The sequence below is a fragment of the Rhizobium sp. N731 genome (assembly GCF_001664145.1).
GTDB lineage: Bacteria > Pseudomonadota > Alphaproteobacteria > Rhizobiales > Rhizobiaceae > Rhizobium > Rhizobium esperanzae.
Window position 1 is genome coordinate 219,572 of the sequence record NZ_CP013606.1, and the last position, 22,779, is coordinate 242,350.

Annotated in this window: 19 protein-coding genes; 10 read left to right on the forward strand and 9 right to left on the reverse strand. The window is 61.0% G+C overall.

Annotated features, from left to right (window positions below):
• Positions 1 to 220 precede the first annotated feature (220 nt).
• The 8 genes from AMK02_RS28440 to AMK02_RS28475 all read right to left on the reverse strand — a co-directional run bounded on the left by AMK02_RS28440 (position 221) and on the right by AMK02_RS28475 (position 9,965).
• On the reverse strand, positions 221 to 1,033 hold the full coding sequence (locus AMK02_RS28440) for an ABC transporter ATP-binding protein (protein ID WP_064808330.1): 813 nt from the start codon (positions 1,031 to 1,033) through the stop codon (positions 221 to 223).
• Positions 1,030 to 2,019, reverse strand: coding sequence for an ABC transporter ATP-binding protein (locus AMK02_RS28445; RefSeq protein ID WP_064808331.1), 990 nt, complete (start codon positions 2,017 to 2,019; stop codon positions 1,030 to 1,032). Before AMK02_RS28445 ends, AMK02_RS28440 begins: the two co-directional genes overlap by 4 nt.
• 1 nt (position 2,020) lies before the next feature.
• On the reverse strand, positions 2,021 to 2,878 hold the full coding sequence (locus AMK02_RS28450; protein ID WP_064808333.1) for an ABC transporter permease: 858 nt from the start codon (positions 2,876 to 2,878) through the stop codon (positions 2,021 to 2,023).
• Positions 2,879 to 2,881: 3 nt separating this feature from the next.
• A complete protein-coding gene (locus tag AMK02_RS28455; RefSeq protein WP_064808335.1) occupies positions 2,882 to 3,886 on the reverse strand; it encodes an ABC transporter permease in 1,005 nt (334 codons plus the stop codon).
• A gap of 117 nt (positions 3,887 to 4,003) precedes the next feature.
• Positions 4,004 to 5,908 (reverse strand): ABC transporter substrate-binding protein, encoded by a 1,905-nt coding sequence (locus AMK02_RS28460; RefSeq protein WP_064808337.1) that lies wholly within the window; start codon positions 5,906 to 5,908, stop codon positions 4,004 to 4,006.
• Positions 5,909 to 6,085: 177 nt separating this feature from the next.
• Complete coding sequence (gene arfA / locus AMK02_RS28465) at positions 6,086 to 7,594, reverse strand: arabinosylfuranosidase ArfA (RefSeq protein ID WP_064808339.1); 1,509 nt, start codon at positions 7,592 to 7,594, stop codon at positions 6,086 to 6,088.
• 210 nt (positions 7,595 to 7,804) lie between these two features.
• On the reverse strand, positions 7,805 to 8,731 hold the full coding sequence (locus AMK02_RS28470; protein WP_183701363.1) for an ArsR/SmtB family transcription factor: 927 nt from the start codon (positions 8,729 to 8,731) through the stop codon (positions 7,805 to 7,807).
• A gap of 163 nt (positions 8,732 to 8,894) precedes the next feature.
• Positions 8,895 to 9,965, reverse strand: a complete 1,071-nt coding sequence (locus AMK02_RS28475; RefSeq protein WP_064808341.1) for an acyltransferase family protein — start codon at positions 9,963 to 9,965, stop codon at positions 8,895 to 8,897.
• A 330-nt stretch (positions 9,966 to 10,295) separates the two neighbouring features.
• Here AMK02_RS28475 and AMK02_RS28480 point away from each other — a divergent pair, with 330 nt between their 5' ends.
• The 3 genes from AMK02_RS28480 (at position 10,296) to AMK02_RS28490 (ending at position 14,092) form a co-directional block, all read left to right on the forward strand.
• Positions 10,296 to 11,384 carry a polysaccharide pyruvyl transferase family protein gene (locus AMK02_RS28480; RefSeq protein ID WP_064808343.1) on the forward strand — a complete coding sequence of 363 codons (1,089 nt, stop codon included), beginning with the start codon at positions 10,296 to 10,298 and terminating at the stop codon, positions 11,382 to 11,384.
• Positions 11,385 to 11,403: 19 nt separating this feature from the next.
• Positions 11,404 to 12,918, forward strand: a complete 1,515-nt coding sequence (locus AMK02_RS28485) for a lipopolysaccharide biosynthesis protein (RefSeq protein ID WP_064808345.1) — start codon at positions 11,404 to 11,406, stop codon at positions 12,916 to 12,918.
• A gap of 82 nt (positions 12,919 to 13,000) precedes the next feature.
• Positions 13,001 to 14,092 carry an acyltransferase family protein gene (locus AMK02_RS28490; RefSeq protein ID WP_064808347.1) on the forward strand — a complete coding sequence of 364 codons (1,092 nt, stop codon included), beginning with the start codon at positions 13,001 to 13,003 and terminating at the stop codon, positions 14,090 to 14,092.
• A 51-nt stretch (positions 14,093 to 14,143) separates the two neighbouring features.
• Here AMK02_RS28490 and AMK02_RS28495 read toward each other — a convergent pair whose 3' ends face one another.
• A complete protein-coding gene (locus tag AMK02_RS28495) occupies positions 14,144 to 14,902 on the reverse strand; it encodes an IclR family transcriptional regulator domain-containing protein (RefSeq protein WP_064808349.1) in 759 nt (252 codons plus the stop codon).
• 125 nt (positions 14,903 to 15,027) lie between these two features.
• Here AMK02_RS28495 and AMK02_RS28500 point away from each other — a divergent pair, with 125 nt between their 5' ends.
• From AMK02_RS28500 to glgX, 7 genes are all read left to right on the forward strand, one after another.
• The gene (locus AMK02_RS28500) at positions 15,028 to 15,735 is read left to right on the forward strand and encodes a 3-oxoacid CoA-transferase subunit A (protein WP_064808351.1); all 708 of its coding nucleotides are present in this window, start codon (positions 15,028 to 15,030) and stop codon (positions 15,733 to 15,735) included.
• Entirely contained in the window at positions 15,732 to 16,421 is a 690-nt protein-coding gene (locus AMK02_RS28505; RefSeq protein ID WP_064808353.1) for a CoA transferase subunit B, read from the forward strand. Before AMK02_RS28500 ends, AMK02_RS28505 begins: the two co-directional genes overlap by 4 nt.
• Positions 16,422 to 16,431: 10 nt before the next feature.
• Positions 16,432 to 17,637: a 3-oxoadipyl-CoA thiolase gene (gene pcaF, locus AMK02_RS28510; protein WP_064808355.1), complete on the forward strand. Its 1,206-nt coding sequence runs from the start codon at positions 16,432 to 16,434 to the stop codon at positions 17,635 to 17,637.
• A gap of 48 nt (positions 17,638 to 17,685) precedes the next feature.
• Entirely contained in the window at positions 17,686 to 18,168 is a 483-nt protein-coding gene (locus AMK02_RS28515) for a GNAT family N-acetyltransferase (RefSeq protein WP_064808357.1), read from the forward strand.
• A gap of 135 nt (positions 18,169 to 18,303) precedes the next feature.
• A complete protein-coding gene (locus AMK02_RS28520; RefSeq protein ID WP_064808359.1) occupies positions 18,304 to 19,518 on the forward strand; it encodes an MFS transporter in 1,215 nt (404 codons plus the stop codon).
• 193 nt (positions 19,519 to 19,711) lie between these two features.
• Complete coding sequence (locus AMK02_RS28525) at positions 19,712 to 20,506, forward strand: SDR family NAD(P)-dependent oxidoreductase (protein ID WP_064808361.1); 795 nt, start codon at positions 19,712 to 19,714, stop codon at positions 20,504 to 20,506.
• Between the two features lie 103 nt (positions 20,507 to 20,609).
• Complete coding sequence (gene glgX / locus AMK02_RS28530) at positions 20,610 to 22,766, forward strand: glycogen debranching protein GlgX (RefSeq protein ID WP_064808363.1); 2,157 nt, start codon at positions 20,610 to 20,612, stop codon at positions 22,764 to 22,766.
• Positions 22,767 to 22,779 lie beyond the last annotated feature (13 nt).

Here is a 22,779-nt window from a genome sequence, read left to right on the forward strand (position 1 = left end):
AGCACCTGCCTCAACTGCAGCGGCGACCGCCACCGAAATTTCCGCTTCAAAGCTAGAGCGGTTCAGCTTTCATGGAAACGCAGGACCGCTCCAAGTTTTGTTTTTACGCACTTCCGGACGGAAACCGCTTCACACTTTCCCTGGAATTGCAGTGGCAGAAACGAAAGCGCTTTCTTGGCACCATTTCCCGCATCTATTGCGCGCGCCCACCTCCCACCACTTACACCGCCACACTAAAATCCGCCGCCAGCACCGCATCCTTCAGAGCCCGAGAATAGGGATGCTGCGGATTGTCGAGCACGGGGCGGGCCTGGCCGCGTTCGACGATTTCGCCCTTGCGCATGATAATGATGTTGTCGCTGATGTAATAGGCGGTGGCGAGGTCGTGGGTGATGTAGATGATCGAAAGGCCGAGTTCGTTTTTCAGGCGGCCGAACAGGTTGACGATTGCCATTCGCAGCGACGCGTCGACCATCGAGACCGGCTCGTCGGCGACCAGCAGGCGGGGTTGCGGGATCAGCGCGCGGGCGATGGCGATGCGCTGAAGCTGGCCGCCGGAGAGTTCGTGCGGAAAGCGGCCCTTCACCTCTTCGAGCGTCAAGCCGACATGCACCAGGGCGGCATCGGCCATGCGCTCCGCCTCTTTGCGGTCCGGCCGCTTGCCCGAGGCGGAGAAATTGCGGGCCGTCTCGAAGAGGTAGCGATCGACCCGTTTCAGCGGATTGAAAGCTTCGAACGGGTTCTGCAGGACCGGCTGGACCTCCTTCATGAACGCCTTGCGTTCGGATCGGCTGTGAATGGAGACGGTTTTGCCGGCAAATTCCAGCCGCCCTTCCGTCGGTTCGGTCTGACCCAGGATCATCGCCGCGATCGTCGATTTGCCCGAGCCGGATTCGCCGACGATCGACAAGATCTCCGGTTCCGCTCCGACTTCGAAGCTGACATCGTTGACCGCGGTGATCAGCCGCCGGCCGAGCATGCCGCCCTGGCGGTAGATCTTCGTGACATGCGAGAGGTGAAGCAGAGCCGTCAAAGCTGATCTCCCGTAACTGCAAAACAGGCCACCCGCCGCCCAGGCTCGACGGTGACGAGCGGCGGCACCTTCTGCGAGCAGATGTCCATCCGCTTTGGACAGCGCGGGTGAAAACGGCAGCCTTCCGGCGGCATGGCGAGGTTCGGCGGACGGCCCTCCAGCGACGGCCGCGTCGAGGCATCTCCGATGCGCGGCAGGCTGCCGACCAGATGCTGGGTATAGGGGTGGAGCGGCATGCTGAAGAGCTTGGCGGTCGGCGCTTCTTCGACGAGACGCCCGGCATAGACGATGCCGATACGATCGGAGACGGTGGCGTGGACGCCCATGTCGTGGGTGACGAACAGGAAGGACGAGCCCATCTCGCGCTGGATGTCGCGGATCATCTGCAGCACGTCGCGCTGGACGATGACGTCGAGCGCCGTCGTCGGCTCGTCGGCGATGATGAATTCCGGCGTCAGGATGGTGGCGAGCGCGATGGTCATGCGCTGGCGCATGCCGCCGGAGAGTTCGTGCGGATAGGCGTCGAGCAGCTGCGGATCGAGCTTCAGCCTCTCCAGGTGGTTCGCGACCTTCTCGAAGAAAATTGATTTGCTCACCTTCATGTGGCGAAAGGCGAAATCGGTGAAGGAATGGCGGATCCGGCGCACCGGGTTCAGCACATTCATCGAGCCCTGCATGATATAGGAGAGATGCTTCCAGCGCAGCGCCACGCGCTCCTCCGGCGTCATCGCATAGAGATCCTGGGTGCCGCCGCCGAAGTGGAACTTGACGCTGCCGGAGACGACCCGGAGCGGCGGCCGGATGGCGCCGGCGATGGTCTTGATCAGCGTTGTCTTGCCGCTGCTCGATTCACCGGCGACGCCATAGACCTCGCCGCGGCGGATCGTCAGGCTGATGTCGTCGACGGCCCGCACCTCGCGATCGACGCCATAGAGGAAGGCGCGGTAATAGGCTTTCAGGTTGTCGATTTCGACCAGATTCTCCATGCTAACTTCCCATCCGGTTCAGCCGGCTGCGCGGATCATTGTATTCGTTCATCGACATGGACAGCAGGAAGAGCGCCAGGAAGAGAATGACGATGACGGCGACGGGGGCGGCGACCCACCACCAGATGCCCGAGATCAGCGCCGAATGCGCATTGGCCCAGTAGATCATCATGCCCATGGTCGGCGTCTCGATATCGGTGAAACCGAGCACCGAAAGGGTGATCTCCATGCCAATCGACCAGATCATGTTGTTCATCGTCGTGGCAAAGACGATCGGCAGCACATAGGGCAGGTGCTCCTCGACCAGGATCTTGCGCATCGTCATGCCGGAATAGACGCTCTGGGTGGTAAAGGGCCGGCTCTTCAGGCCGAGCGCCACCGAGCGGATCAGCCGCGCGTCATAGGACCAGCCGAGCGAGGCCATGATGACGATCAGCGCCACCCAGGTCATGTTGTCCTTCAGCACGAAATAGAAAAGGATCAGCAGCGGAAATTGCGGGATGACCATGACGCTGTCGTTGATCGCCATCAGCACCCGGTCGACCGCCCCGCCGGCATAACCGGCGACCAGCCCGACAACCAGCGAGATGATGCGCGAGAGAAAGGCGACGCCGATGCCGAAATAGAGCGTATTGCGCAGCCCGATCGTCAGCTGCCAGAACACATCCTGGCCGCGCGAAGTCGTGCCGAGCCAATATTCGCCGTCCGGCGGCATATCGGGCGGCAGGAGGTAGATGTCGGTGGCGCCATAGGGCGAGAAATAGGACAGGATCACCAGGCCGACGATGACGGCAAAGAGCAGCAGGCCGCAGAGGAATTCCATATTCTGGCGGGCGAGGTCGCGGATGATGGTAAACATGGCCTATTCCACCTTGATGCGCGGATCGATCAGCGGGCTCAGCACGTCGATGATGAAGACGGCGGCGGCAACACCGACGATCGACAGGGCGCTGAGGCCGAGCACCAGGCTGTAGTCGCCGGCATGCACCGCTTCGATCAGCAGATTGCCGATGCCGGGATAGCCGAAGACGATTTCGGTGATGACGGTGCCGTTGAAAATCGCGCCGAGCGACATGGCAAGCCCGGTGAATTGCGGCACCATGGCATTGCGGGCGATGTAGGAGCGCAGGATCTTGCCCTTCGGCACGCCGCCAAGCTCGGCAAAGACGACATAATCGTCGGTGATGATGTTGGAAACCAGCGCCCGCATGCCGATCAGCCAGCTGCCGGCGCCGACCAGGATCAGCGAAAGGGCCGGCAGGATGGAGTGTTTGAGGATGTCGGTGACCAGGGCAAAGGAGAGGTCCAGATTGGCGTTCATCTCATAGCCGCCATTGATCGGCAGCACCGGCCAGATGAAGCCGAAGACGATGAGCAGCACGAAGGCGAGGATGTAATAGGGAATGGGCAGCAGCGCGATGAAGACGAGGCTGACGGCCTTCAGCACCATGTCCTTGCGGTAATAGCCGGCGAGCGCGCCGATCGCATTGCCGAGCACGAAGGTGATCAGCGTCGACACCGTCATCAGCCCGATCGTCCAGGGCAGCGAGCGCAGGATGATGGTCGAAACGGGGGTCGGGAAGGCCGAGAGCGAGGGGCCGAGATCGCCGGTCGCCAGCCGCAGCCAGAAATGCAGATATTGCTGCCAGATCGAGCCCTGCATTCCATAGAGCTCGCGCAGCGACTGGCGCATCAGCTCGATTGCATTGGGATCGGACTGACCCATCTGGGTGATGGCGCCTATGCTTTCTTCGACCGGATCGATCGGGGTCAGGTGGGTGACGAAGAAGGTGATCGTCACGCCGAGAAAGACGACGAGCAGAAACTGACCAAACCGCTTCAGCACAAAGATCAGATAGGGCGTCATAAGGCAGTGGTTCCTCTCTGCTTCCCTTCTTGAAAGGATCGACGAGCATGGCAGCTGGGGCTCATGCCCGTCGATGAGGGGGCCGGCGCGATGGCTGCCGCGCCGGCGTTGGGAGGGTTATTGCGATTGAGCCGGCTTCAGCTTGACCATCATCAACCTCGAGTTCGCCCAGTTCGGCACCGGATCCGTATAGGGGTCCTTGATCGTCGGATAGCCGGTCCAATAGGTCGTATCCATCGAGGTGAAGACGTTATAGGACATCAGCGGGATCGTCGGCATTTCTTTGGCGACCAGCTTCAGATAATCCTTGCCGAGCTCCATGCCCTTGGGATCGTCGGCGCTGATGCCGCGGATGCTCTCGATGATCTTGTCGAGCTCCGGATTGGACCAGCGCTGCCAGTTGCGCGGCGGCTGAACCTCACCCTTCTTGGCGACGAACTGCGAATGCCAGCTGTCGAGGAAGAAGGAGAGGTCGGGATCGCCGCCCCAGGTTTCGACGCTCCAGGCGATCGCCACCTGGAAGTCGCCGGGCTGCAGCGCCGTCTGCCACAGCTTCGCGGCCGGCACGGCTTTCGCGTCGATGCCGAAGGCCGCCCATTGCTGGGCAATCAGCGTGCCGGCGCGGGTGAAGACCGAGCGTGTATCGCCTTCGACCGTCATCCGGATCTTGAAGGGCTGTCCATCGGGGGTCAGCCATTTGCCGCCGGATTTCTTGAAGCCTGCCTTTTCCAGCAGTTCGCCGGCCGCTTTCGGATTCGGTTTCCACCAGCCATAGCCGAAGGCACCGCTGATCGCTTCCGGATCTGTCGGGATCTGGTCCTTGAACTTCGGCTGCTTGCGCAGGATATCGGCGATCTGCTGCCCGACCGTCGGGTCATAGGGCTTGATCTTGCTCTTGCCGGTATCGATCTCGAAATCCTTCAGCCAGTCCTGCATCGGCGCCTGATAGTCTTTCATCGTGGCCGCCGTCGGCGGCACGCCGAGTGCCGACAGCGTCGCCGCGCCGCGGTAGCTCGCCATGTCGACGGCCTTGATGTCGATCAGCAGGGCCAGCGCCCAGCGCACATCGGCATTGTCGAAGGGCGCTTCCTGGGTGTTGAAGATCACCGCCGGCAGCGTCGGGTCCGGATGGGCAAAGGGGAAGCCCGGGAACCAGGTGTCGATGGTCTTCGACTTCTCCTTGAGGGTGAACATGCCCTCCGGCGTGTTGTCGTGGATGATATCGAGATTGTGCTCGAGCTGGGCGATCGTCCGCTTATCCGGCGGGCCGGGATCGGTGTAGGTCACGTATTTCGGGGCCGGCTCGCCGAAGCGGGCAAGCGAAGTGCGCTGCCAGTCGTCGCGCTTCTCCCAGGTATACCATTTGCCTTGCGGATCGTAGGCCTTCAGCTTGTAGGCGCCGAGCGAGACGGGGTTGGCGAAATCATAGCGGAGCGGATCCTCCACCTTCTCGAAGACGTGCTTCGGCATAATCCAGGCGCCGTTCCAGCGCACGGTGAAGATGGCGTGGAAGCGCGAATTCGGCTTCTTCAGCTTGAACACGACGGTCTGGGGATCGGTCGCCTCGACACTTGCCACCTGCACCGAGAAGGCCGCGCTCCAGACCATGCCGGGGTGGTCCATCTGCGTCTTGACGGTATAGACGACGTCATCGGCGGTGAATTCCACGCCGTCGCTCCAGTAGAGCCCCTTGCGCAGTTTCACGGTCATTTCGGTGAAGTCGGCATTATATTGCGGCTTGTCGGCGGCGAGCGAATTGTCCCAGGCCGCGCCGCCGAGCCCCTGTTCAGGGTCGATATACCAGAGCGTATCCATGGTCAGCTGTTGCAGGCCGGTCGAAACCCCGCCGCCGCCATTGACCCAGATGTTGAACCAGCCGGGATTCTTGATCGTCCCTTCCGGATTTTCAACGATGAGCGTCTCCTTGCGCGGCAAGGAAGTATAATCTTCGGCGGTGGCGACGGCCGTCATACCGAGCGTGGCCAGCACGAAGCCGAATGCAAACCTCTTCCACTTTTGCATGAACTCCTCCCTTGTAAGCGACGATGCGGCGGCCGCTGGGGCACGCATGGGCATGTCGCGGTTGTCGGTTCGCAGAAGCGGGCTTGTGGACCTTGCGCTTCGGCGAACCATCCTCCGGCTGCCTGCCTCCTCGCAGGGAGCCGATTTTCTAGCCGGGTCTTTACCCGGCTGCGACTGTCACACCGACAGCCGGATGACGTTGTAGGACAGCGGCTTCAGCGCCGCCCGCACCCGTCCGTCTTCGATCTTGGCGCTCTCGACCTGCACCGGAGCGACCGTCTCCGGCCGCCGCGCCGTGTTGACGGCTTCGAGATCGCCATGGGTCATCTCCACCTGCTCGATCAGCCGGGCGCCGCCGAAACCTTCCAGCCGCACGTCGAGATCGAGCGTTGTGTCCGGATGGCGGTTGACGGCAAAGAAGGTCAGCGACCGGCCATCCTCGGAATGCACGGCCGAGACGTCGAGATAGGGAACCTCGTTCTCCTCGTCGCTGTCATAGCTCGGGCCGTCGACGACGAGCTGCAGCGCCGATCCGCGGCCATATCGCGAGGCGTAGTAGAAGGGATAATAGATCGTCTGGCGCCAGGCCGCACCACCATCTTCGGTCATGATCGGGGCGATGACGTTGACCAGCTGGGCGATGCAGGCGATGCGCACCCGGTCGGAGCGGCGGATGAAGGTGTTGAGGATGCCGCCGACCTGCAGCACGTCCTCGAAATTATAGACGTCCTCGAGCAGATGCGGCGCATCCGGCCATTCGTCGCGCGCCAGGATTTCCTTGTCCTGCTGGTTGGAATGATACCAGACGTTCCATTCGTCGAAGGAAATGCCGATCGTCTTCTTCGAGCGCTTCTTCGCCTTGATGTAGTCGATCACGCCGCCGATCGTGGTGATGTAGCGGTCGAGCTTGGTCGCCCGGGCAAGGTAGTTCAGCGTGTTCTTTTCGCGGTTGGCGAAATACATATGCAGCGAGATGTAGTCGGCGCTGTCATAGCACTGGTCGAGAACCTCGGCCTCCCACTGCGGATAGGTCTTCATGTCGGAATTCGACGAGCCGCAGACGACGAGCTCGAGCGATTTGTCGAAGCCGCGCATGGCTTTCGCCGTCTCGTCGGCCAGCCGGCCATATTCATAGGCCGATTTGTGGCCGACCTGCCAGGGGCCGTCCATCTCGTTGCCGAGGCACCAGAGTTTCACGTCATGCGGATTGGACCAGCCGTGCTTGCGGCGCAGGTCCGACCAGTAGGTGCCGCCGGGATGATTGCAATATTCCAGGAAATTGCGGGCGGCATCGAGGCCGCGCGAGCCGAGATTGACGGCGAGCATCGGCTTGGTATTGGCCTTCTTGCACCAGTCGACGAATTCGTTGACGCCGACCTGGTTGGCTTCGCGGGTGCGCCAGGCAAGGTCGAGGCGAACCGGGCGCTCCGAGCGTGGGCCGACCCCATCTTCCCAATTATAGGCCGATACGAAATTGCCGCCGGGATAACGGCAGTAGGGCGTGTCGAGCTCACGCACCAGATCGAGCACGTCGCGGCGGAAGCCGTCTTCATCGGCTGTGGGATGTCCGGGCTCATAGATGCCGCCGTAGATCGCTCTGCCGAGATGCTCGAGAAATGAGCTGTAGAGCCTGGCGTCAATGGTCGCGATGCGGAAATCGCGGTGGGCAACGACATTCGTCTTCAACGGATCCTCCCGTTTATGTATCAGGAATTTTGTTTTCTTGCCTCTAACTTGATATCAGGAATGTCGTGATGTCAACCAAAAGACTGATTTAATCATACTAATGCAGGAGTCGATAAAAACCGTTTAATTTCAGTATATTGAATAGATTTAGCGGCTGCTGAAACACGAAATAAATGCGATTTTTAAATCAGGATATCCGATATTATCTTCTCAGACATGCAGCCGCATGGTGATGTCGCGGCCGTGATTGCCGAAGCCGCGGCCGAAAATATTGACGCCGCCGGTGTGGCCGGCATTCTCGGCGATGCCGACGCGCAGCCGGATCGAGGAATGCTGGCCGAGCGCCAGATCGCTGAGCGTGATATTCGATGCGGCGATACCGTCGATAAAGGTGCCGCGCGTCGAGATCCGCCAGGTCTTCATCGTCCCGTATTGCGAACCTTCGAGCTTCCACCAGGCCGGCGTGAAGGCGCCGCGCTTGTCGCCGTAATCGCCGGGCGAGGTCCAGGTGCCGATTGCCATGCCGTTGACCCAGAGCGTGATGTCGGAGGGCCAGTCCGGATTGGTGCCCGGTACCTCCGACGACAGCTCCAGCGAAAATTCGATGGCGCGGATATCCTTGTTCAACACCTTGGCATTGTTGGGAAATTTATATTCGACATAGCCGCGGCCGAACCAGACGAGCCCGGCCTGCATGCGCTGCGGATCGAGGAAATAATCGGGCACATCGAGCGGGCCGATGACACTCTCGGTCGAGCAGAGACCGCAGGGCGCATGCACATCGCAGCTCGTATAAAGCCCGACCGGCATCTCGACCTCGATGATATTGTTCGCCCGTTGCGCCGCACTTTCCTCGAAACTGATCAGGATCTCGCTATAGACCGCCGAGCAGATCTTCTGGTTGCCCTTGCGCGCCTTGGCCAGCCTGGAATCGACGAGGCCGGCATCTTCGAGGATCTGAATACCGGTGGCGACGGTCGATTGCGGCAGGGAAAGCGTCTGGGCGATATCGTTGATGTTGAGCGGCCCCTTGGCGCAGAGCAGCTTCAATATCTCGATCCGCGCCGGCGCCGAAAGCGCCCGAATGGCCTCACTATTCTCGCCGGCGGCGATCGTTAAAAACGAACGTTCCATCATTTCCCCATAGTTTCCGATAGAATGATGTATATCGGAAATTATGATGCATCAAGTGGAGTAGGTCGGAATGATGCGCTAAGCGAGAACAATCACGCGCCAAGGTCCGGCTGCGACAATCAAGAGCGTCAGACGTCGCTGCGAACTGTGGGTCGGCAAGCTTTTCTCAAGGGCTGACAGGCTGTCGCTGGAGGAGCGAGATGCGCTTCAGGCGCAGCGCACGCTTTTCCAGGAGATGCCATGAAAGCCAGCCGAGCAACCACGATGTCGGCAGCGAAAGGGCAAAGACCGCCCACCACGTGCTGTACTGGCCGAGGGCATGGTTCATCACCTGCTCCACTGGCCAGCCATAGAGATAGGTCCCGTAGGAGACGTCGCCCAATCGTTCGAGAGTCGGCAGGCGAATGGAGGGCGAGGTCGCGATGTAGACAAGCGGATAGGCGAACAACATGCGGCCGTAAAGATAGCCGGGGCAGAAGACGAGGAAGAGCACGCCGAGCGCCGCGAAGACCAATGCCAGGACAATGCTGGGCTGCCGCTTTTCCATCACGAACCAGAGAAGCGAACCGCAGAAGAAATAGGGAGCGATAAAGGTGAAATCCGTCAGGAAGCGTATGTTTGGCCACGGATGATCGAAGAAAAGCTGCCATGTCACGCCCACGGCGACGGCAAGTGCCATCAGCGGCGCTCGCAGAAGCCCGATTGCCATCAATCCCGCGACGATCAGGTAGCAGAAGATTTCCTGCCCGATCGTCCAGAGAGAGCCGTTGACGGAGGTGGCGAGCCAGGAGATTGCCGGATCATAAAACTGCACATGCGGCAGGGTCATGCCAAAGTTCGGGTCGAGCAGCGAATGCAACGTCGTCTTCAGATGAAGCGATTTCAGCAAGTAGCCGCTGACGCCCAACGGGCTGAACAGGGCGCCCAGGACGTAGACGCTGAGCAGGGTGCAGACGATGAACGCCGGGTATATCCTCAGCGCCCGCCGCCAGAGAAAACCACCCGCGCTGCCGAACTGCGCGCTCTGCGTGACGAGGAAGCCGCTGGTGATGAAAAACACATAGACGCCGAATAGGCCGAGGATATTACCCTCTCCGAACAACCGCTCGAAGGGCTCGTTCGCCGAGGTCTTTTCCACGATAAGGAAGGCATGCGAGAAGATCACCGTCGAGGCTGCGACGAGCCTGATCATGTTGAAGTTCGGGTAAAATGCCTTCTTGCCATCGCCCCCGTGCATGCGAGCCTCCCGCACCTCTAAAGTTTGACACGCCATTAAGGCGAGTTTTGAACGAGCCGTTGTGAAAATGGGCTCAAGTCCAGACTCTCTCCGATCTGCCCAACTGCGCCTCTGACAACAGTGCGCTCGGCACAACGACCGGATGAGCCGTGGCCCACCGCCTCAGAGAGTGAGCGCTAGAACGAAGTCATCTCCGAAAATCCAGCATGCCTAACATTACGAAAAAGTAATGTAAATCTGGTGCGCTTCTATGTCGCGCCAAGTCCAATTGACTCATACATCTGATGGATATAGGTCATCTGATAAAATTTAGAGAATCAAGTTGTATTGATGCATCACCTCGGCGAAGTTGTAACACAGAGACAAAAAGAAAAGTTAATTGATATAGTAAGGAAGTTCGTAAATTCGGGACAGCCTTACGTTATAATGGACTTTCCTTCGAATAAAGATCCGGGGCATCATGCAAGTTGGCTTGGGTTGTCGCAGGTATTGAAGGAAGTAACGGGCAGGATGCCGGCGCTTGTTTGCGGTGCATCCCAAAATATAGACGAGATAAGGGAAACGCCGGCCGATGCTCCAATTTTCATTTGCGGGTGGAGTGATTTTGGGGATTTGCGGGCGGGCAGGGATGATCTTCGCTGCCGCCTGATGTGGAAATATCCGGATCGGACGATCATCCAGATGCCGCAGAGGATTCACTTCGCCAACGAGTCGCTCAAGGAATACGCCAAGCGCACGATTGGCAGGCATCGCAACTTCTTCTGCCTGACGCGCGATGACCAGAGCTTCGAACTGGCAAGGGCGAACTTCGATTGTGAGGTCGAGGCGGGCCCGGACACGGCATTCGGTATCGAGACGCTGAAGCCCTTCGACGCCGACCCTCTGAGGGTGTTGTATGTCATGCAGCCTCTTGGCGAGGACGACGATGTCGATATAGCGAAAGCGCGATCGATTGTTGACGGACCTCTGACCAATTGGATCAATGGTCCCGACAGTTTGTCGCGCTTGCGCATGTCGAGCATCGTCAGCTCAGCGCTGCGGCATGGATTGAGCCGCACGGCGATGCTGGCCCAGCATCGCGAGGATGTCGCCCGTCGATATGTCGATTACGGCGTGCGGATCCTGTCCGGCGCCGAGCGGATCATTACCAACCATCTTCATGGTCATATTCTCTGTCTGTTGCTCAATAAGCCGCATATCGCGGTTGCGCGGGAGGCAAGCAGTCTGCACGCCTTCATCAACAGCAGGACCGGCGACAGCCCCCTAGTGGAGACAGCAACGAATGCCGGCGAGATTTTCGCAGCAATGTCTCGCCTGCCCTATGAGATCGGCGGCACCTGGTACAAGTCGAGCCGGCCCATGACTGTCGGTCCCAGTATTCCCGCCCTCGATCTGGTCCCTCAACCTTCCATAGTCTGATTATCGGTAGGAGCTCAGTTTGTCGGTTTTGCAAGACGACGATATTCTCTTCAGCCATGTCAGTGAGAACCGGTCTGCCGCAGCCGTAACGGGTGCCTTCTGGTCGGCACTCAGTACCCTTATTCCGACGGTCCTGACCTTCGCTGTTTTTGTGGTCACGTCTCGTATTCTCCAGCCTCAGGACTTCGGTCTTGTCGCGCTGTCCTTCAGCATCGTCTCGTTTGCAGCGAGTTTCGGACCGACTGCCTTTGGCGAAGCGATCATCCAGAGAGCCGAGATCAGGCGCAGCCACCTCGATACGATATTCCTGCTTTCGCTCGGCTTTTCGTTCCTGGTCTACGGCGCCTTATGCCTGGCCGCTTCGTCGATCGCGGCCTATGTCGGACATAAGGAGGTCACCTATCTCATTTACATCATGGGATTGAAGGTATTCTTCGACTTCACCGCCGTCGTTCCGAATGCGATCGTCAACAGGAAAATGTCCTTCCATCTGGTGGCCGTCCGCACAGTCATCGCGACCGTCACGTCTGCTTGCCTTTGCCTTGTTCTGGTTCTCGCCGGTTTCGGCTTGTGGGGGCTTGCCATTGCCCAGATCGCCGCCACAGCGGCATCGTGCGGCGCCGCTTTCTGGGGTGCGGGCTGGATTCCCGGCCTGAAAATAAAGAGAGCGAGCCTCAATGATCTGCTTCACTACGGTTTCTTTGCATCCGGCACCCGCTTTTTACAGACGATGAGCCTGGACAACTTGCTCATCGGCGTGCTCCTGAGCCCATCGGCGCTCGGTATCTATAACTTTTCCAAGCGCCTGTTTGACATGATCAACAACGTCATCGCCGGCGGCTTGACGTCGGTGACGCACGTGCTGCTGTCTTCACTGCGGGCCGATCCGAAGAAAGTCCGGGAAGCATTCCTGATGGCGACGTTTGGCTGTGCTCTGGTTTCCTACCCCGTCTTCATCGGGCTTGCGGCAGTTGCCGATGATGCGATCACGACGATTTTCGGGGCGCACTGGATCGAGGCGGTTTGGCCGGTTCGGTTCTACTGCGTGATTGGCTTGATGGCTGGCATCGGCTACGTGCAGGCATCCCTGATAAAAAGCCAGGGAGAGATGGATTGGTGGTTTTACTACCAGCTGGCTCGAAACGTTCTCACGCTTCTGACCATCGCAGTTCTTTACCCCTACGGCGTAACGACAATCGTGTTTGCGATCATGATCGAAGTTCTGCTGTTCTGGCCGATCACCAGCTGGAAGGTGTCGCAGCATATAGAGCTGAGTGTGCCGGCATATTTGGCGCAGTTCCTGCGGCCGACCACGGCGAGTGCAGCGATGGTGGCTGTCGTTTTGCTGCTGCACGAACTGTTGCTTCATTGGTCGCCCTACGCACGTCTGGCTATAGAAGCCCTTGCAGGCGGGATCGCTTACTGCAGCCTGATATTCTTGCTGTGCAGGGCGCGCCTGAATGTGTTGATCGGCAGCATCAAGCAGGCTCGGCAGCGCAAGGGCAACAGGGGCGCAGTGGCCACCCCTGTGTGATATCCAGCGCGGCGGATTGTTTCGCCGCCCGTCTCTCAACCCAAACGGCCTTCTGCCGCAAGCGCATGGGATAATCGACAAGATGACCGATCTCGACCGCGATTATCCGTCACATCAGCTTCACCGGGCAGATGTTTCGACAAGCGGCCGCAGCCGCTACTATACGCTCGATGCCATGCGCGGCTTTGCCGCCATTTGTGTTGTCGCCACGCACTTCCAGGAGAGATATGCGCCATCGGCTTATCTGGCGGTCGACTTTTTCTTCGTTCTGAGCGGCTTCATTATCGCCGACATTTACGGACGAAGGCTGTCGCGCGGCCTGCCATTTCAGTCGTTCATGAAGGCGCGCATGAAACGCCTGTATCCGCTTTATCTGATCGGGATCTCGGTTGGCCTCGTGCAGATCATTCTGTTGACGAGCTGGGGACTGCGCGCCCAAAGCGCGGTCGATCTGCTGGTGTCGACGGCGACAAACACCTTCGTTCTGCCGAGCCCGATGTATTTTCTTCAAGCGCATCCGATGCAAGGGATGTTTCCGATCAACGGCCCGGCCTGGTCGATGTTCTGGGAATTGCTGGTCAATATCGTCTTCGCATTGTGGCTCTTCCAGCTCTCCGTCCGCGCCCTCTGCGCCGTTGCGCTCGTCTCGGCGGCGTCCTTGGTCCTTGTTGGTCTGAAATACGGCATGTTGAATATCGGCTGGGAGTGGCCTTCAGCAGTGGGTGGACTGCCCCGAGTGATGTTCTCTTTTACCGCAGGTGTGGTTATCAGCCGTTTGTTCAACGGCGTATCGGCGTGGAGGCGCGGCTGGGTCGCACTCGCGCCCTGCCTGCTTTTGCTGATCTGCATCGTGGCTCCGGTTCCGGTATTGCTGCGGCCTTACTACGATCTGATCTTCGCGATCACTCTGGCGCCGCTCATCGTAACACTCGGCCTCTTGCTGGAGATGCCCGCCCAGGCAGAAGGGATGGCGACGTGGATCGGATACATCTCCTATCCCGTCTACATCCTGCACCGAGGCGTGATCGGCGTCTTCAAGCCGCTTGCCGGTTCGATTGGTCTGAATGGCCCTGCCGCCTTCCTGGTGCTTCTGGGCGCAGTCGTCTGTTTCGCTTACATGACCGCTCGTCTCATAGACAAAGCCACGGCTTTACGGGCGCGTCGGGCCGCATAGTTCGATCACAGGCAACCGCGAGTGATCTGGCATGCGCAGTTCCAGCTGCTGTCACCGTCGCAGCAGCGGCCGTAAGGCGGCCTGCGTTTCCCTCAGCAGCTTGAGATAACGCGCCTTCATCTCGGCGGCCGGGACGAGGGCGGCCGGGGCGCCGATATTGATCGCCGCGATCGTTTCGCCGCGGTCGTTTTCGACAGGCACGGCGATCGAGCAGAGGCCGATTTCCAGCTCCTGATCGATGACGGCGTAGCCTTCGGCGCGCACCCGGCGGAATTCTTCGATCAGTTCCTCCGGGTCGGTTTTGGTCTTTGCCGTGTTCTGTTTGAGCTCGCTCCTGGCGAGGACGGCGCGCGCTTCGGTCTCGGAAAGAGCCGCAAGCAGCACCCGGCCCATCGAGGCGCAATAGGCGGGCAGGCGGCTGCCGGGGGTGAGATTGATCGACATCACCCGGCGCTGCGCGGCCCGGGCGATATAGACGATCTCGGTGCCGTCGAGCACCGAGGCCGAGGCGCTCTGGCCGGCCTGTTCCGAAAGATGATCGAGATGCGGCTGCAACAGCGCCGGCAGCGGCGTCGCCTGGAGATAGGCATGGCCGAGCCTTAATATCTTCGGCGTCAGCGTAAAGAACTTGCCGTCGTAATCGGCATAACCGAGCTCGGCGAGGGTCAGCAGCGAGCGGCGCACGGTAGCGCGGTCGAGCCCGGTCAGCTTGGCGGCTTCCGCGATCGACAGCCGCTGGCGCGTTTCGCCGAAGGCTTCGATGACTTTCAGGCCGCGGGCAAAGCCGCTGACGAAATCGCTTTCGCGCATGGTTCCGGTCTCCAATCCTTGAGTCATTCTGTGCGATATACGAACAAATGTCAAATAACGCACAAAATATCTTGCCGCTGCTCCCGCAGCGTTTTATTTCTGACGCCAAGGCTGAGGAGATCCCCATGGACAAGACAATCGCGAGCACGGCGGCGGCCGTCTCCGAGATCGGCGACGGCGCGACGGTGATGATCGGCGGTTTCGGCGGCTCCGGTGCGCCGATCGAGCTGATCCATGCCCTGATCGACAAGGGCCCGAAAAACTTGACTGTGATCAACAACAATGCCGGCAACGGCCGCATCGGCATCGCCGCAATGATTGACGCCGGCCTGGTCCGGAAAATGATCTGCTCGTTCCCGCGCTCCTCAGATCCGCGCGCTTTCACCGACAAATACCTGGCCGGCGAGATCGAACTGGAGCTGGTGCCGCAGGGCACGCTGGCCGAGCGCATCCGCGCCGGTGGCGCCGGCATTCCGGCCTTTTACACCCCGACCGGCTATGGCACCGAACTGGCCGAGGGCAAGGTCATCGCCGAATTCGACGGCCGCCACTATGTGCAGGAGCGCTGGCTGAAAGCCGATTTTGCCATCGTCAAGGCGGCGATCGGCGATACCCACGGCAACCTCACCTACAACAAGGCCGGCCGCAATTTTAATCCGCTGATGTGCATGGCGGCGGCCAGGACGATTGCCCAGGTCTCCTCGATCGTGCCGGCCGGCGGCATCGATCCCGAACATGTGGTCACTCCGGGCATCTTCGTCGACCGTCTCGTCGCCGTCCCGCATCCGCAGCAGGAAGAAGAGCTCATCCGAGCCGGAGTGGCCTACGTATGACCGTCGATATCAGGGACGACATCAAACTTTCCAATGCGCAGATCGCCTGGCGGGCGGCGCAGGACATTGCCGACGGCGCCTATGTCAATCTCGGCATCGGCTTTCCCGAAATGGTCGCCCGCTATCAGCCGCCCGGCCGTCAGGCGATCTTCCACACCGAAAACGGCATCCTCAATTTTGGCGAGCCGCCCGCCGAAGGTGAGGAGGATTGGGATCTGATCAACGCCGGCAAGAAGGCGGTGACGCTGAAGCCGGGTGCGGCCTTCTTCCACCATGCCGACAGCTTTGCCATGGTGCGCGGCGGCCATCTCGACGTCGCGATCCTCGGCGCCTATCAGGTCGCGGAGAATGGGGATCTCGCCAATTGGCGGGTCGGCAGCAAGGGCGTGCCGGCTGTCGGCGGCGCCATGGACCTGGTGCATGGCGCCAAACAGGTCTGCGTCATCACCGAGCATGTCACCAAGACGGGCGAGCCGAAGCTGGTGGAGAAATGCACCTTTCCGCTGACCGGTGTGGCCTGCATCACCCGCGTCTATACCAGCCATGCCGTCATCGACATTGTCGAGGGGCGCTTCCTGCTGCGCGAGAAGCTCGCTGCCATGTCGCTGGAGGAATTGCAGGCGATGACCGGGGCGCGACTGCACGTCGAGGGGCCGGTGGCCGATCTCGTCGTTCCGAAACTCTGAAGGGAAAGCCATGACCGAAGCTTTCATCTGCGACTATATCCGGACGCCGATCGGCCGCTTCGCCGGCGCGCTTTCCCAGGTGCGGGCCGACGATCTCGGCGCCATCCCGCTGAGAGCGCTGATGGCGCGCAACGGCGCCGTCGACTGGGAAGCCGTCGACGACGTGATCTTCGGCTGCGCCAACCAGGCGGGCGAGGACAACCGCAACGTCGCGCGCATGTCGGCGCTGCTCGCCGGCCTGCCGATTGCGGTGCCGGGCACGACGATCAACCGGCTCTGCGGCTCCGGCATGGATGCGGTGATCACGGCGGCGCGCGCCATCCGCGCCGGCGAGGCGGAGCTGATGATCGCGGGCGGTGTCGAGAGCATGTCGCGGGCGCCCTTCGTCATGCCGAAGGCCGAAACGGCCTTTTCGCGGGCGGCCGAAATCCACGACACCACGATCGGCTGGCGCTTTATCAACCCGCTGATGAAGAAACAGTATGGTGTCGATTCCATGCCGGAGACCGGCGAGAACGTCGCCGAGGACTATCATATCAGCCGCGCCGATCAGGACGCCTTCGCGCTGCGCAGCCAGGCGAAGGCGGCAACTGCCCAAGCGAGCGGACGGCTGGCGAAGGAGATCACTCCGGTCACCATTCCCCAGCGCAAGGGCGATCCCATCGTCGTCGACAAGGACGAGCATCCGCGCGCGACGACGATCGAGGCTCTGGCAAAACTCGCCACGCCTTTCAAGAAAGAAGGCGGCACGGTGACGGCGGGCAACTCCTCCGGTGTCAATGACGGAGCGGCGGCGCTGATCGTCGCCTCGGAAGCGGCGGCGCGGAAATATGGGTTGACCCCTATCGCCCGCATCCTCGGCGGCGCGGCCGCCGCGGTTCCTCCACGGGTGATGGGCATCGGGCCGATCCCGGCCTCGCGCAAGCTGATGGCGCGGCTCGGCATGACTCAAGAACAGTTCCACGTGATCGAACTCAACGAGGCCTTTGCCAGCCAGGGGCTGGCGGTGCTGCGGGCGCTCGGCATTGCCGATGCCGATCAACGGGTGAACCGCAACGGCGGCGCAATCGCGCTTGGCCATCCGCTTGGGATGTCGGGCGCCCGCATCGCCGGCACGGCGGCGCTGGAACTTGCCGAAACCGGCGGACGTTATTCGCTGTCGACCATGTGCATCGGTGTCGGGCAGGGGGTCGCCATTGCCCTCGAAAGGGTCTGACAGGGCTCAGCCCGTTGCCTCCGGTGCCGGGCTTCGATAGAAACGGCCATGCTGATCCGACCCGCAAACAATGACGACCGAAACGCCATCTGGAGAATCATCGGCCCGACGATCCGTGCCGGCGAGACTTATGCGCTCGACAGCGATCTCTCCGAAGCCGATGCGCTCGCCTACTGGATGGGAGCGGACCGCGAGACCTTCGTCGCGGAAGAGGATGGCGTCATCCTCGGCACCTATTACATCAAGGCCAATCAGGCGGGCGGTGGGCGCCATGTCTGCAATTGCGGCTACATGACCGATCCCGCGGCAAGCGGCCGCGGTGTCGCCCGCCGGATGCATGACCATTCGCTCGAACATGCCCGGTTACGGGGCTTTCGCGCCATGCAGTTCAACTTCGTCGTCAGCAGCAATCGCCGCGCCGTCGCGCTGTGGCAATCCCTCGGCTTCGAAATCGTCGGCCGGCTGCCGGGCGTCTTCCTTCATCCGACTGAGGGTTATGTCGACGCCCTGGTGATGTTCCGCACGCTCTAAACGGCACGGTGGTAAAAAGATGTGAGGGCGCTGTCGAAATCGCAGCGGTTCAAACGTCTTTAATCGCAAGGCGCGGAAAGCGGCGGACCGGCTGCACGCGTCGCGATCACTCTGTCGGCATGGAGGTATGAAGCCATGAGTGTTTCCTATCGTTGGGTCATCGTCGCCGTTGGCGCCCTGATGTCGTGCGTCGCCATCGGCGCAATGTTCTCGCTGGCGATTTTCCAGGAGCCGATCGCCACCGCGACCGGCTGGTCGCATGTCGGCATCGCCAGCGCCATGACGCTGAATTTCCTCGTTATGGGTCTCGGCGGTTTCCTGTGGGGCGCGGCAAGCGACCGTTTCGGGCCGCGCATCGTCGTGCTGGTAGGGTCCGTGCTTCTCGGCCTGGCGTTGGTGCTCGCCAGCCGCGCCGCAACGCTCATCGAATTTCAGTTGACCTATGGCATTCTGGTCGGACTGGCCGCCAGCGCCTTCTTCGCGCCGATGATCGCGGCGACCACCGCCTGGTTCGACGTGAACCGCGGGCTTGCCGTGTCGCTCGTCTCCGCCGGCATGGGGGTGGCGCCGATGACCATCTCGCCCTTCGCGCGCTGGCTGATCTCGGCCTATGAATGGCGCCCCGCCATGCTGATCATCGGCATCGCCACCTGGGTGCTCCTGGTGCCGGCCGCCCTGCTGGTCAGGCGCCCGCCTGCCGAAGCCGTCGACGCCGGCACCGAGTTTGCCGCGGAAGGCGGCCGGCCACAGCTGTCGAAAGTCTTCCGGTCGCCGCAATTCATCGTGCTCGGCCTCACCTTCTTTGCCTGTTGCGCGGCCCATTCCGGCCCGATTTTCCACATGGTGAACTATGCGACGATCTGCGGCGTCGCACCGATGGCGGCCGTCAGCATCTACAGTGTCGAAGGCCTGGCGGGCCTCGGCGGCCGGCTGCTCTATGGCAGCCTCGCCGACAGACTCGGCGTGAAGCCGGTCCTCATCGCCGGCCTCCTGGTGCAGGCGGCCGCGCTCGCGACCTATCTCCTGGTCAGCGAGCTGACGGAGTTTTATGCCCTCGCCATCGTCTTCGGCAGTGCCTATGGCGGCGTGATGCCGCTCTATGCGGTGCTGGCGCGGGAATATTTCGGCCAGCGTATCATCGGCACCGTCTTGGGCGCCGCGACGATGCTCTCCAGCCTCGGCATGGCCTTCGGCCCTCTGATCGGCGGCTGGATCTTCGATACTTTCGCCAATTATTCCTGGCTTTTCATCGGTTCTGCGATGGTCGGACTCGGCGCGGCGGCGATCGCGCTCGCCTTCCCGCCTCTTGCCAGGCGGGAGCCGCAGCCGGCTTTCGGTGTGTCTTCCTAACAATTTCTTTCAAGGTCCAGTGAACGTCCTCCGGCGGGCATCGGCGATGATGCCCGCTGAGAGGAATTCGAGGTGTTGCAAGGACCTCGGCTCTCGCCATTTCGTGCATTGCCCTTCTTAGATTTCGGCTGGTAGACTTTCCCCTGCCTGTTTCATCACCTATGTCTTTGGTTTTTCGGGAGGCGTCATAGCCATGACAGAACTTGCTCAAATGCTCGCATCCATCAAATTGCCGGATCTATCAGGCAAGGCGGTGCTGATCACCGGCGCCTCGACTGGGATTGGGGCGGCGGTTGCCCGCGCCTTTGCGGCGCAAGGAGCCAAGGTGGGCGTGCATTACAATGCCAGCCGCGAGCCGGCGGAGAAGCTCGGCGAAGAGATTCGGGCTGCCGGCGGCACGGTGCATCTGATCCAGGGCGACGTGTCGCGGGAAGGGGAGACCGAGCGTGTCGTCGAGGAGACGGCGAAGACCTTCGGCCATCTCGACGGGCTCATCAACAATGCCGGCGGCATGCTGGGGCGCAAGCCGACCTCCGAATATACCGACGCCCATTATGCCGCGGTGATGGACCTCAATGCCCGTTCGGTGCTGGCGGCGACGCGCGCGGCCCATCCCTGGCTGAAAAAGCAGGGCGGCTTCATTATCAACACCACCTCGATCGCCGCCCGCAATGGCGGCGGCAATGGCGCGGTCCTCTATGCCGCCTCCAAAGGCTTCGTCTCGACCATCACGCCCGGCCATGCCAAGGAGTTCGTCGCCGACAGGATCCGCGTCAACGCAGTGGCGCCGGGTGTGATCGCCACGCCCTTCCACGAGCGTTATACCAATGACGAGCAGATGGAACTGCAACGCAAATCGATCCCGATGGGCTTCGTCGGCACATCAGAGGATTGCGTCGGGGCCTATCTCTTCCTCGCTTCGCCGACGCTCTCGGGCTACATCACCGGCCAGGTCATCGAGGTCAACGGCGGCCAGCTGATGCCGTAAACGCTTCGATCGGCAAACGACAGCGCCCGCTTTCCCCCGCGGCTACGGAACTTTCGAACCATCTTCACGTTTCCCGCTTGGTCTTTTCATCAAGCGGGGCGCCATGAGCTTTTCCTTTTCGGAACTCGACTTCCTCAAGCCGGAGCTGGGGGCGGAGTATACGGGTTCCGGTACTCATTTCGCCGTCTTCTCGGCGCATGCGGAACAGATCGAGCTCTGCCTGTTTTCCCCTGACGGAAGAGATGAGATTGCCCGGCTGCCCTTGCCCAAACGCGAGGGCGACATCTGGTCGGGCTATATAGCCGGCATCGGACCGGGCACCGTATACGGCTATCGCGCCCATGGCCCCTATGATCCTGGTGCGGGCCACCGGTTCAATCCGAACAAGCTTCTGCTCGACCCCTATGCCAAGCAGGTGACGGGCGAGCTGGAATGGCATGATGCGCTGTTCGGCTATCGGATCGGCGAGGACGATCTTTCCTTCGACGACCGCGACAGCGCGCCCTTCATGGTCAAGGGCGTCGTGCAGGATCCCGATTTCGACTGGGCGGGTGAAGAGGCGATCCGGCGGCCCTGGCCGGATACCATCATCTACGAGGCGCATGTGCGCGGCCTGACGATGACGCATCCGAAAGTGCCCGACCGGCTGCGCGGCACCTTTCTCGGCATGTGCAGCGATCCGATCATCGATCATCTCGTCGGACTTGGCGTCTCGGCGATCGAGCTCCTGCCGATCCAATATTTCCTCGACGACCGCTATCTCCTCGAAAAGAATCTGAGGAATTATTGGGGTTATCAGACGCTCGGTTTCTTCGCGCCGCAGGCGCGCTATCTCTCAAGTGACAAGATCACCGAAATCAAGACCATGGTGAAGAAGTTCCATGCCGTCGGCATCGAGGTCATCATGGACGTGGTCTACAACCATACGGCCGAAGGCAGCGAGAAGGGGCCGACGCTGTCTTTCCGAGGGCTCGACAATGCGAGCTATTACATCCTCTCTCCCGACGATCCCCGCCACACCTTCGATACGACCGGGACCGGCAACACGCTCAACGTTGCCAATCCGATGGTGATGCGCATGGTGCTCGACAGCTTGCGCTACTGGGTTGGGGTCATGCATATCGACGGCTTCCGCTTCGATCTTGCCAGCACGCTCGGGCGCCAGGATCTGGAGTTCGACCGTCAGGGCCTGTTCTTCGGTGCTATCCGTCAGGATCCGATCCTGGCCGGCGTCAAGCTGATCGCCGAGCCCTGGGATATCGGCGCGGGCGGCTATCAGGTCGGCGGTTTCCCGCACCCTTTCCGCGAGTGGAACGACAAGTTCCGCGACGACGTGCGCCGCTTCTGGAAGGGCGACGGCGGCATGGTGTCGGAGCTGGCGGCGCGCATCACCGGCTCGGCGCCGCAATTCAATCATTCCGATCGGGGCGCGACCTCCTCGATCAATCTTCTGTCGGCCCATGACGGCTTCACGCTCATGGATACGGTGTCCTTCGACGGCAAGCACAACGAGGCGAACGGGGAGGATAACCGGGACGGCCATTCGGACAATCATTCCGATAATATGGGCGCCGAGGGCGCCACCGATAATCCCGACATCAACGCGGCCCGCGCCCGCCGGCGGCGCAACATGATGGCGACGCTGATGCTCTCCCAGGGCGTGCCGATGATCCTGGCCGGCGACGAACTTGGCAACAGCCAGGGCGGCAACAACAACGCTTATTGCCAGGACAATGAGATCGGCTGGACAGGCTGGGACGGGCTCGACGATCCCTTCCTCGATTTCTGTCGGCGGGCGGCAGCCTTCCGCAAGGCTCATCCAGTCCTCCGGCAGGAGCGGTTCCTGACCGGCGAGATCAGCGAGGACGGGCGCATCGAGATCGCCTGGTACAAGCCCGACGGCAGCTTCATGGACGACGGGGCCTGGAACGATGAAGGATTGCAGGTGCTCGGCCTCTACCTCTCGAAGAGCGCGCATGCGCTGGATACCGAAAACATGGATGACCTTTTCCTCGTCTTCAACGCCGGCGGCGACTGCGAGGTCCATCTGCCTGAGGTGAACGGACTGACGCAGTGGTCACGGGTTCTCGACACCGGGGCGGAGACCGGCGCCTTCGAGGTGCACGATCAGGACAATCCGGTCATTGTCTACACCCAAAGCCTGGCCGTCTTTGCACCGACAGGCCAGACGCAACCGCCGGAGGGGGCGACCAAGGCCCAGCGCCGCCGATGGTTTCAGTTCGGCCGCAGGAGCAAATAGCAGGTCATCAACA

Bases quoted from the DNA above. Each gene is read 5' to 3' on its own strand.
- AMK02_RS28445 (WP_064808331.1), bottom strand. From the start codon at position 2,019: ATGGAGAATCTGGTCGAAATCGACAACCTGAAAGCCTATTACCGCGCC.
- AMK02_RS28450 (WP_064808333.1), bottom strand. From the start codon at position 2,878: ATGTTTACCATCATCCGCGACCTCGCCCGCCAGAATATGGAATTCCTC.
- AMK02_RS28455 (WP_064808335.1), bottom strand. From the start codon at position 3,886: ATGACGCCCTATCTGATCTTTGTGCTGAAGCGGTTTGGTCAGTTTCTG.
- AMK02_RS28460 (WP_064808337.1), bottom strand. From the start codon at position 5,908: ATGCAAAAGTGGAAGAGGTTTGCATTCGGCTTCGTGCTGGCCACGCTC.
- AMK02_RS28470 (WP_183701363.1), bottom strand. From the start codon at position 8,731: ATGATGGAACGTTCGTTTTTAACGATCGCCGCCGGCGAGAATAGTGAG.
- AMK02_RS28475 (WP_064808341.1), bottom strand. From the start codon at position 9,965: ATGCACGGGGGCGATGGCAAGAAGGCATTTTACCCGAACTTCAACATG.
- AMK02_RS28480 (WP_064808343.1), top strand. From the start codon at position 10,296: ATGCATCACCTCGGCGAAGTTGTAACACAGAGACAAAAAGAAAAGTTA.
- AMK02_RS28490 (WP_064808347.1), top strand. From the start codon at position 13,001: ATGACCGATCTCGACCGCGATTATCCGTCACATCAGCTTCACCGGGCA.
- AMK02_RS28495 (WP_064808349.1), bottom strand. From the start codon at position 14,902: ATGCGCGAAAGCGATTTCGTCAGCGGCTTTGCCCGCGGCCTGAAAGTC.
- AMK02_RS28500 (WP_064808351.1), top strand. From the start codon at position 15,028: ATGGACAAGACAATCGCGAGCACGGCGGCGGCCGTCTCCGAGATCGGC.
- AMK02_RS28505 (WP_064808353.1), top strand. From the start codon at position 15,732: ATGACCGTCGATATCAGGGACGACATCAAACTTTCCAATGCGCAGATC.
- pcaF (WP_064808355.1), top strand. From the start codon at position 16,432: ATGACCGAAGCTTTCATCTGCGACTATATCCGGACGCCGATCGGCCGC.
- AMK02_RS28515 (WP_064808357.1), top strand. From the start codon at position 17,686: ATGCTGATCCGACCCGCAAACAATGACGACCGAAACGCCATCTGGAGA.
- AMK02_RS28520 (WP_064808359.1), top strand. From the start codon at position 18,304: ATGAGTGTTTCCTATCGTTGGGTCATCGTCGCCGTTGGCGCCCTGATG.
- AMK02_RS28525 (WP_064808361.1), top strand. From the start codon at position 19,712: ATGACAGAACTTGCTCAAATGCTCGCATCCATCAAATTGCCGGATCTA.
- glgX (WP_064808363.1), top strand. From the start codon at position 20,610: ATGAGCTTTTCCTTTTCGGAACTCGACTTCCTCAAGCCGGAGCTGGGG.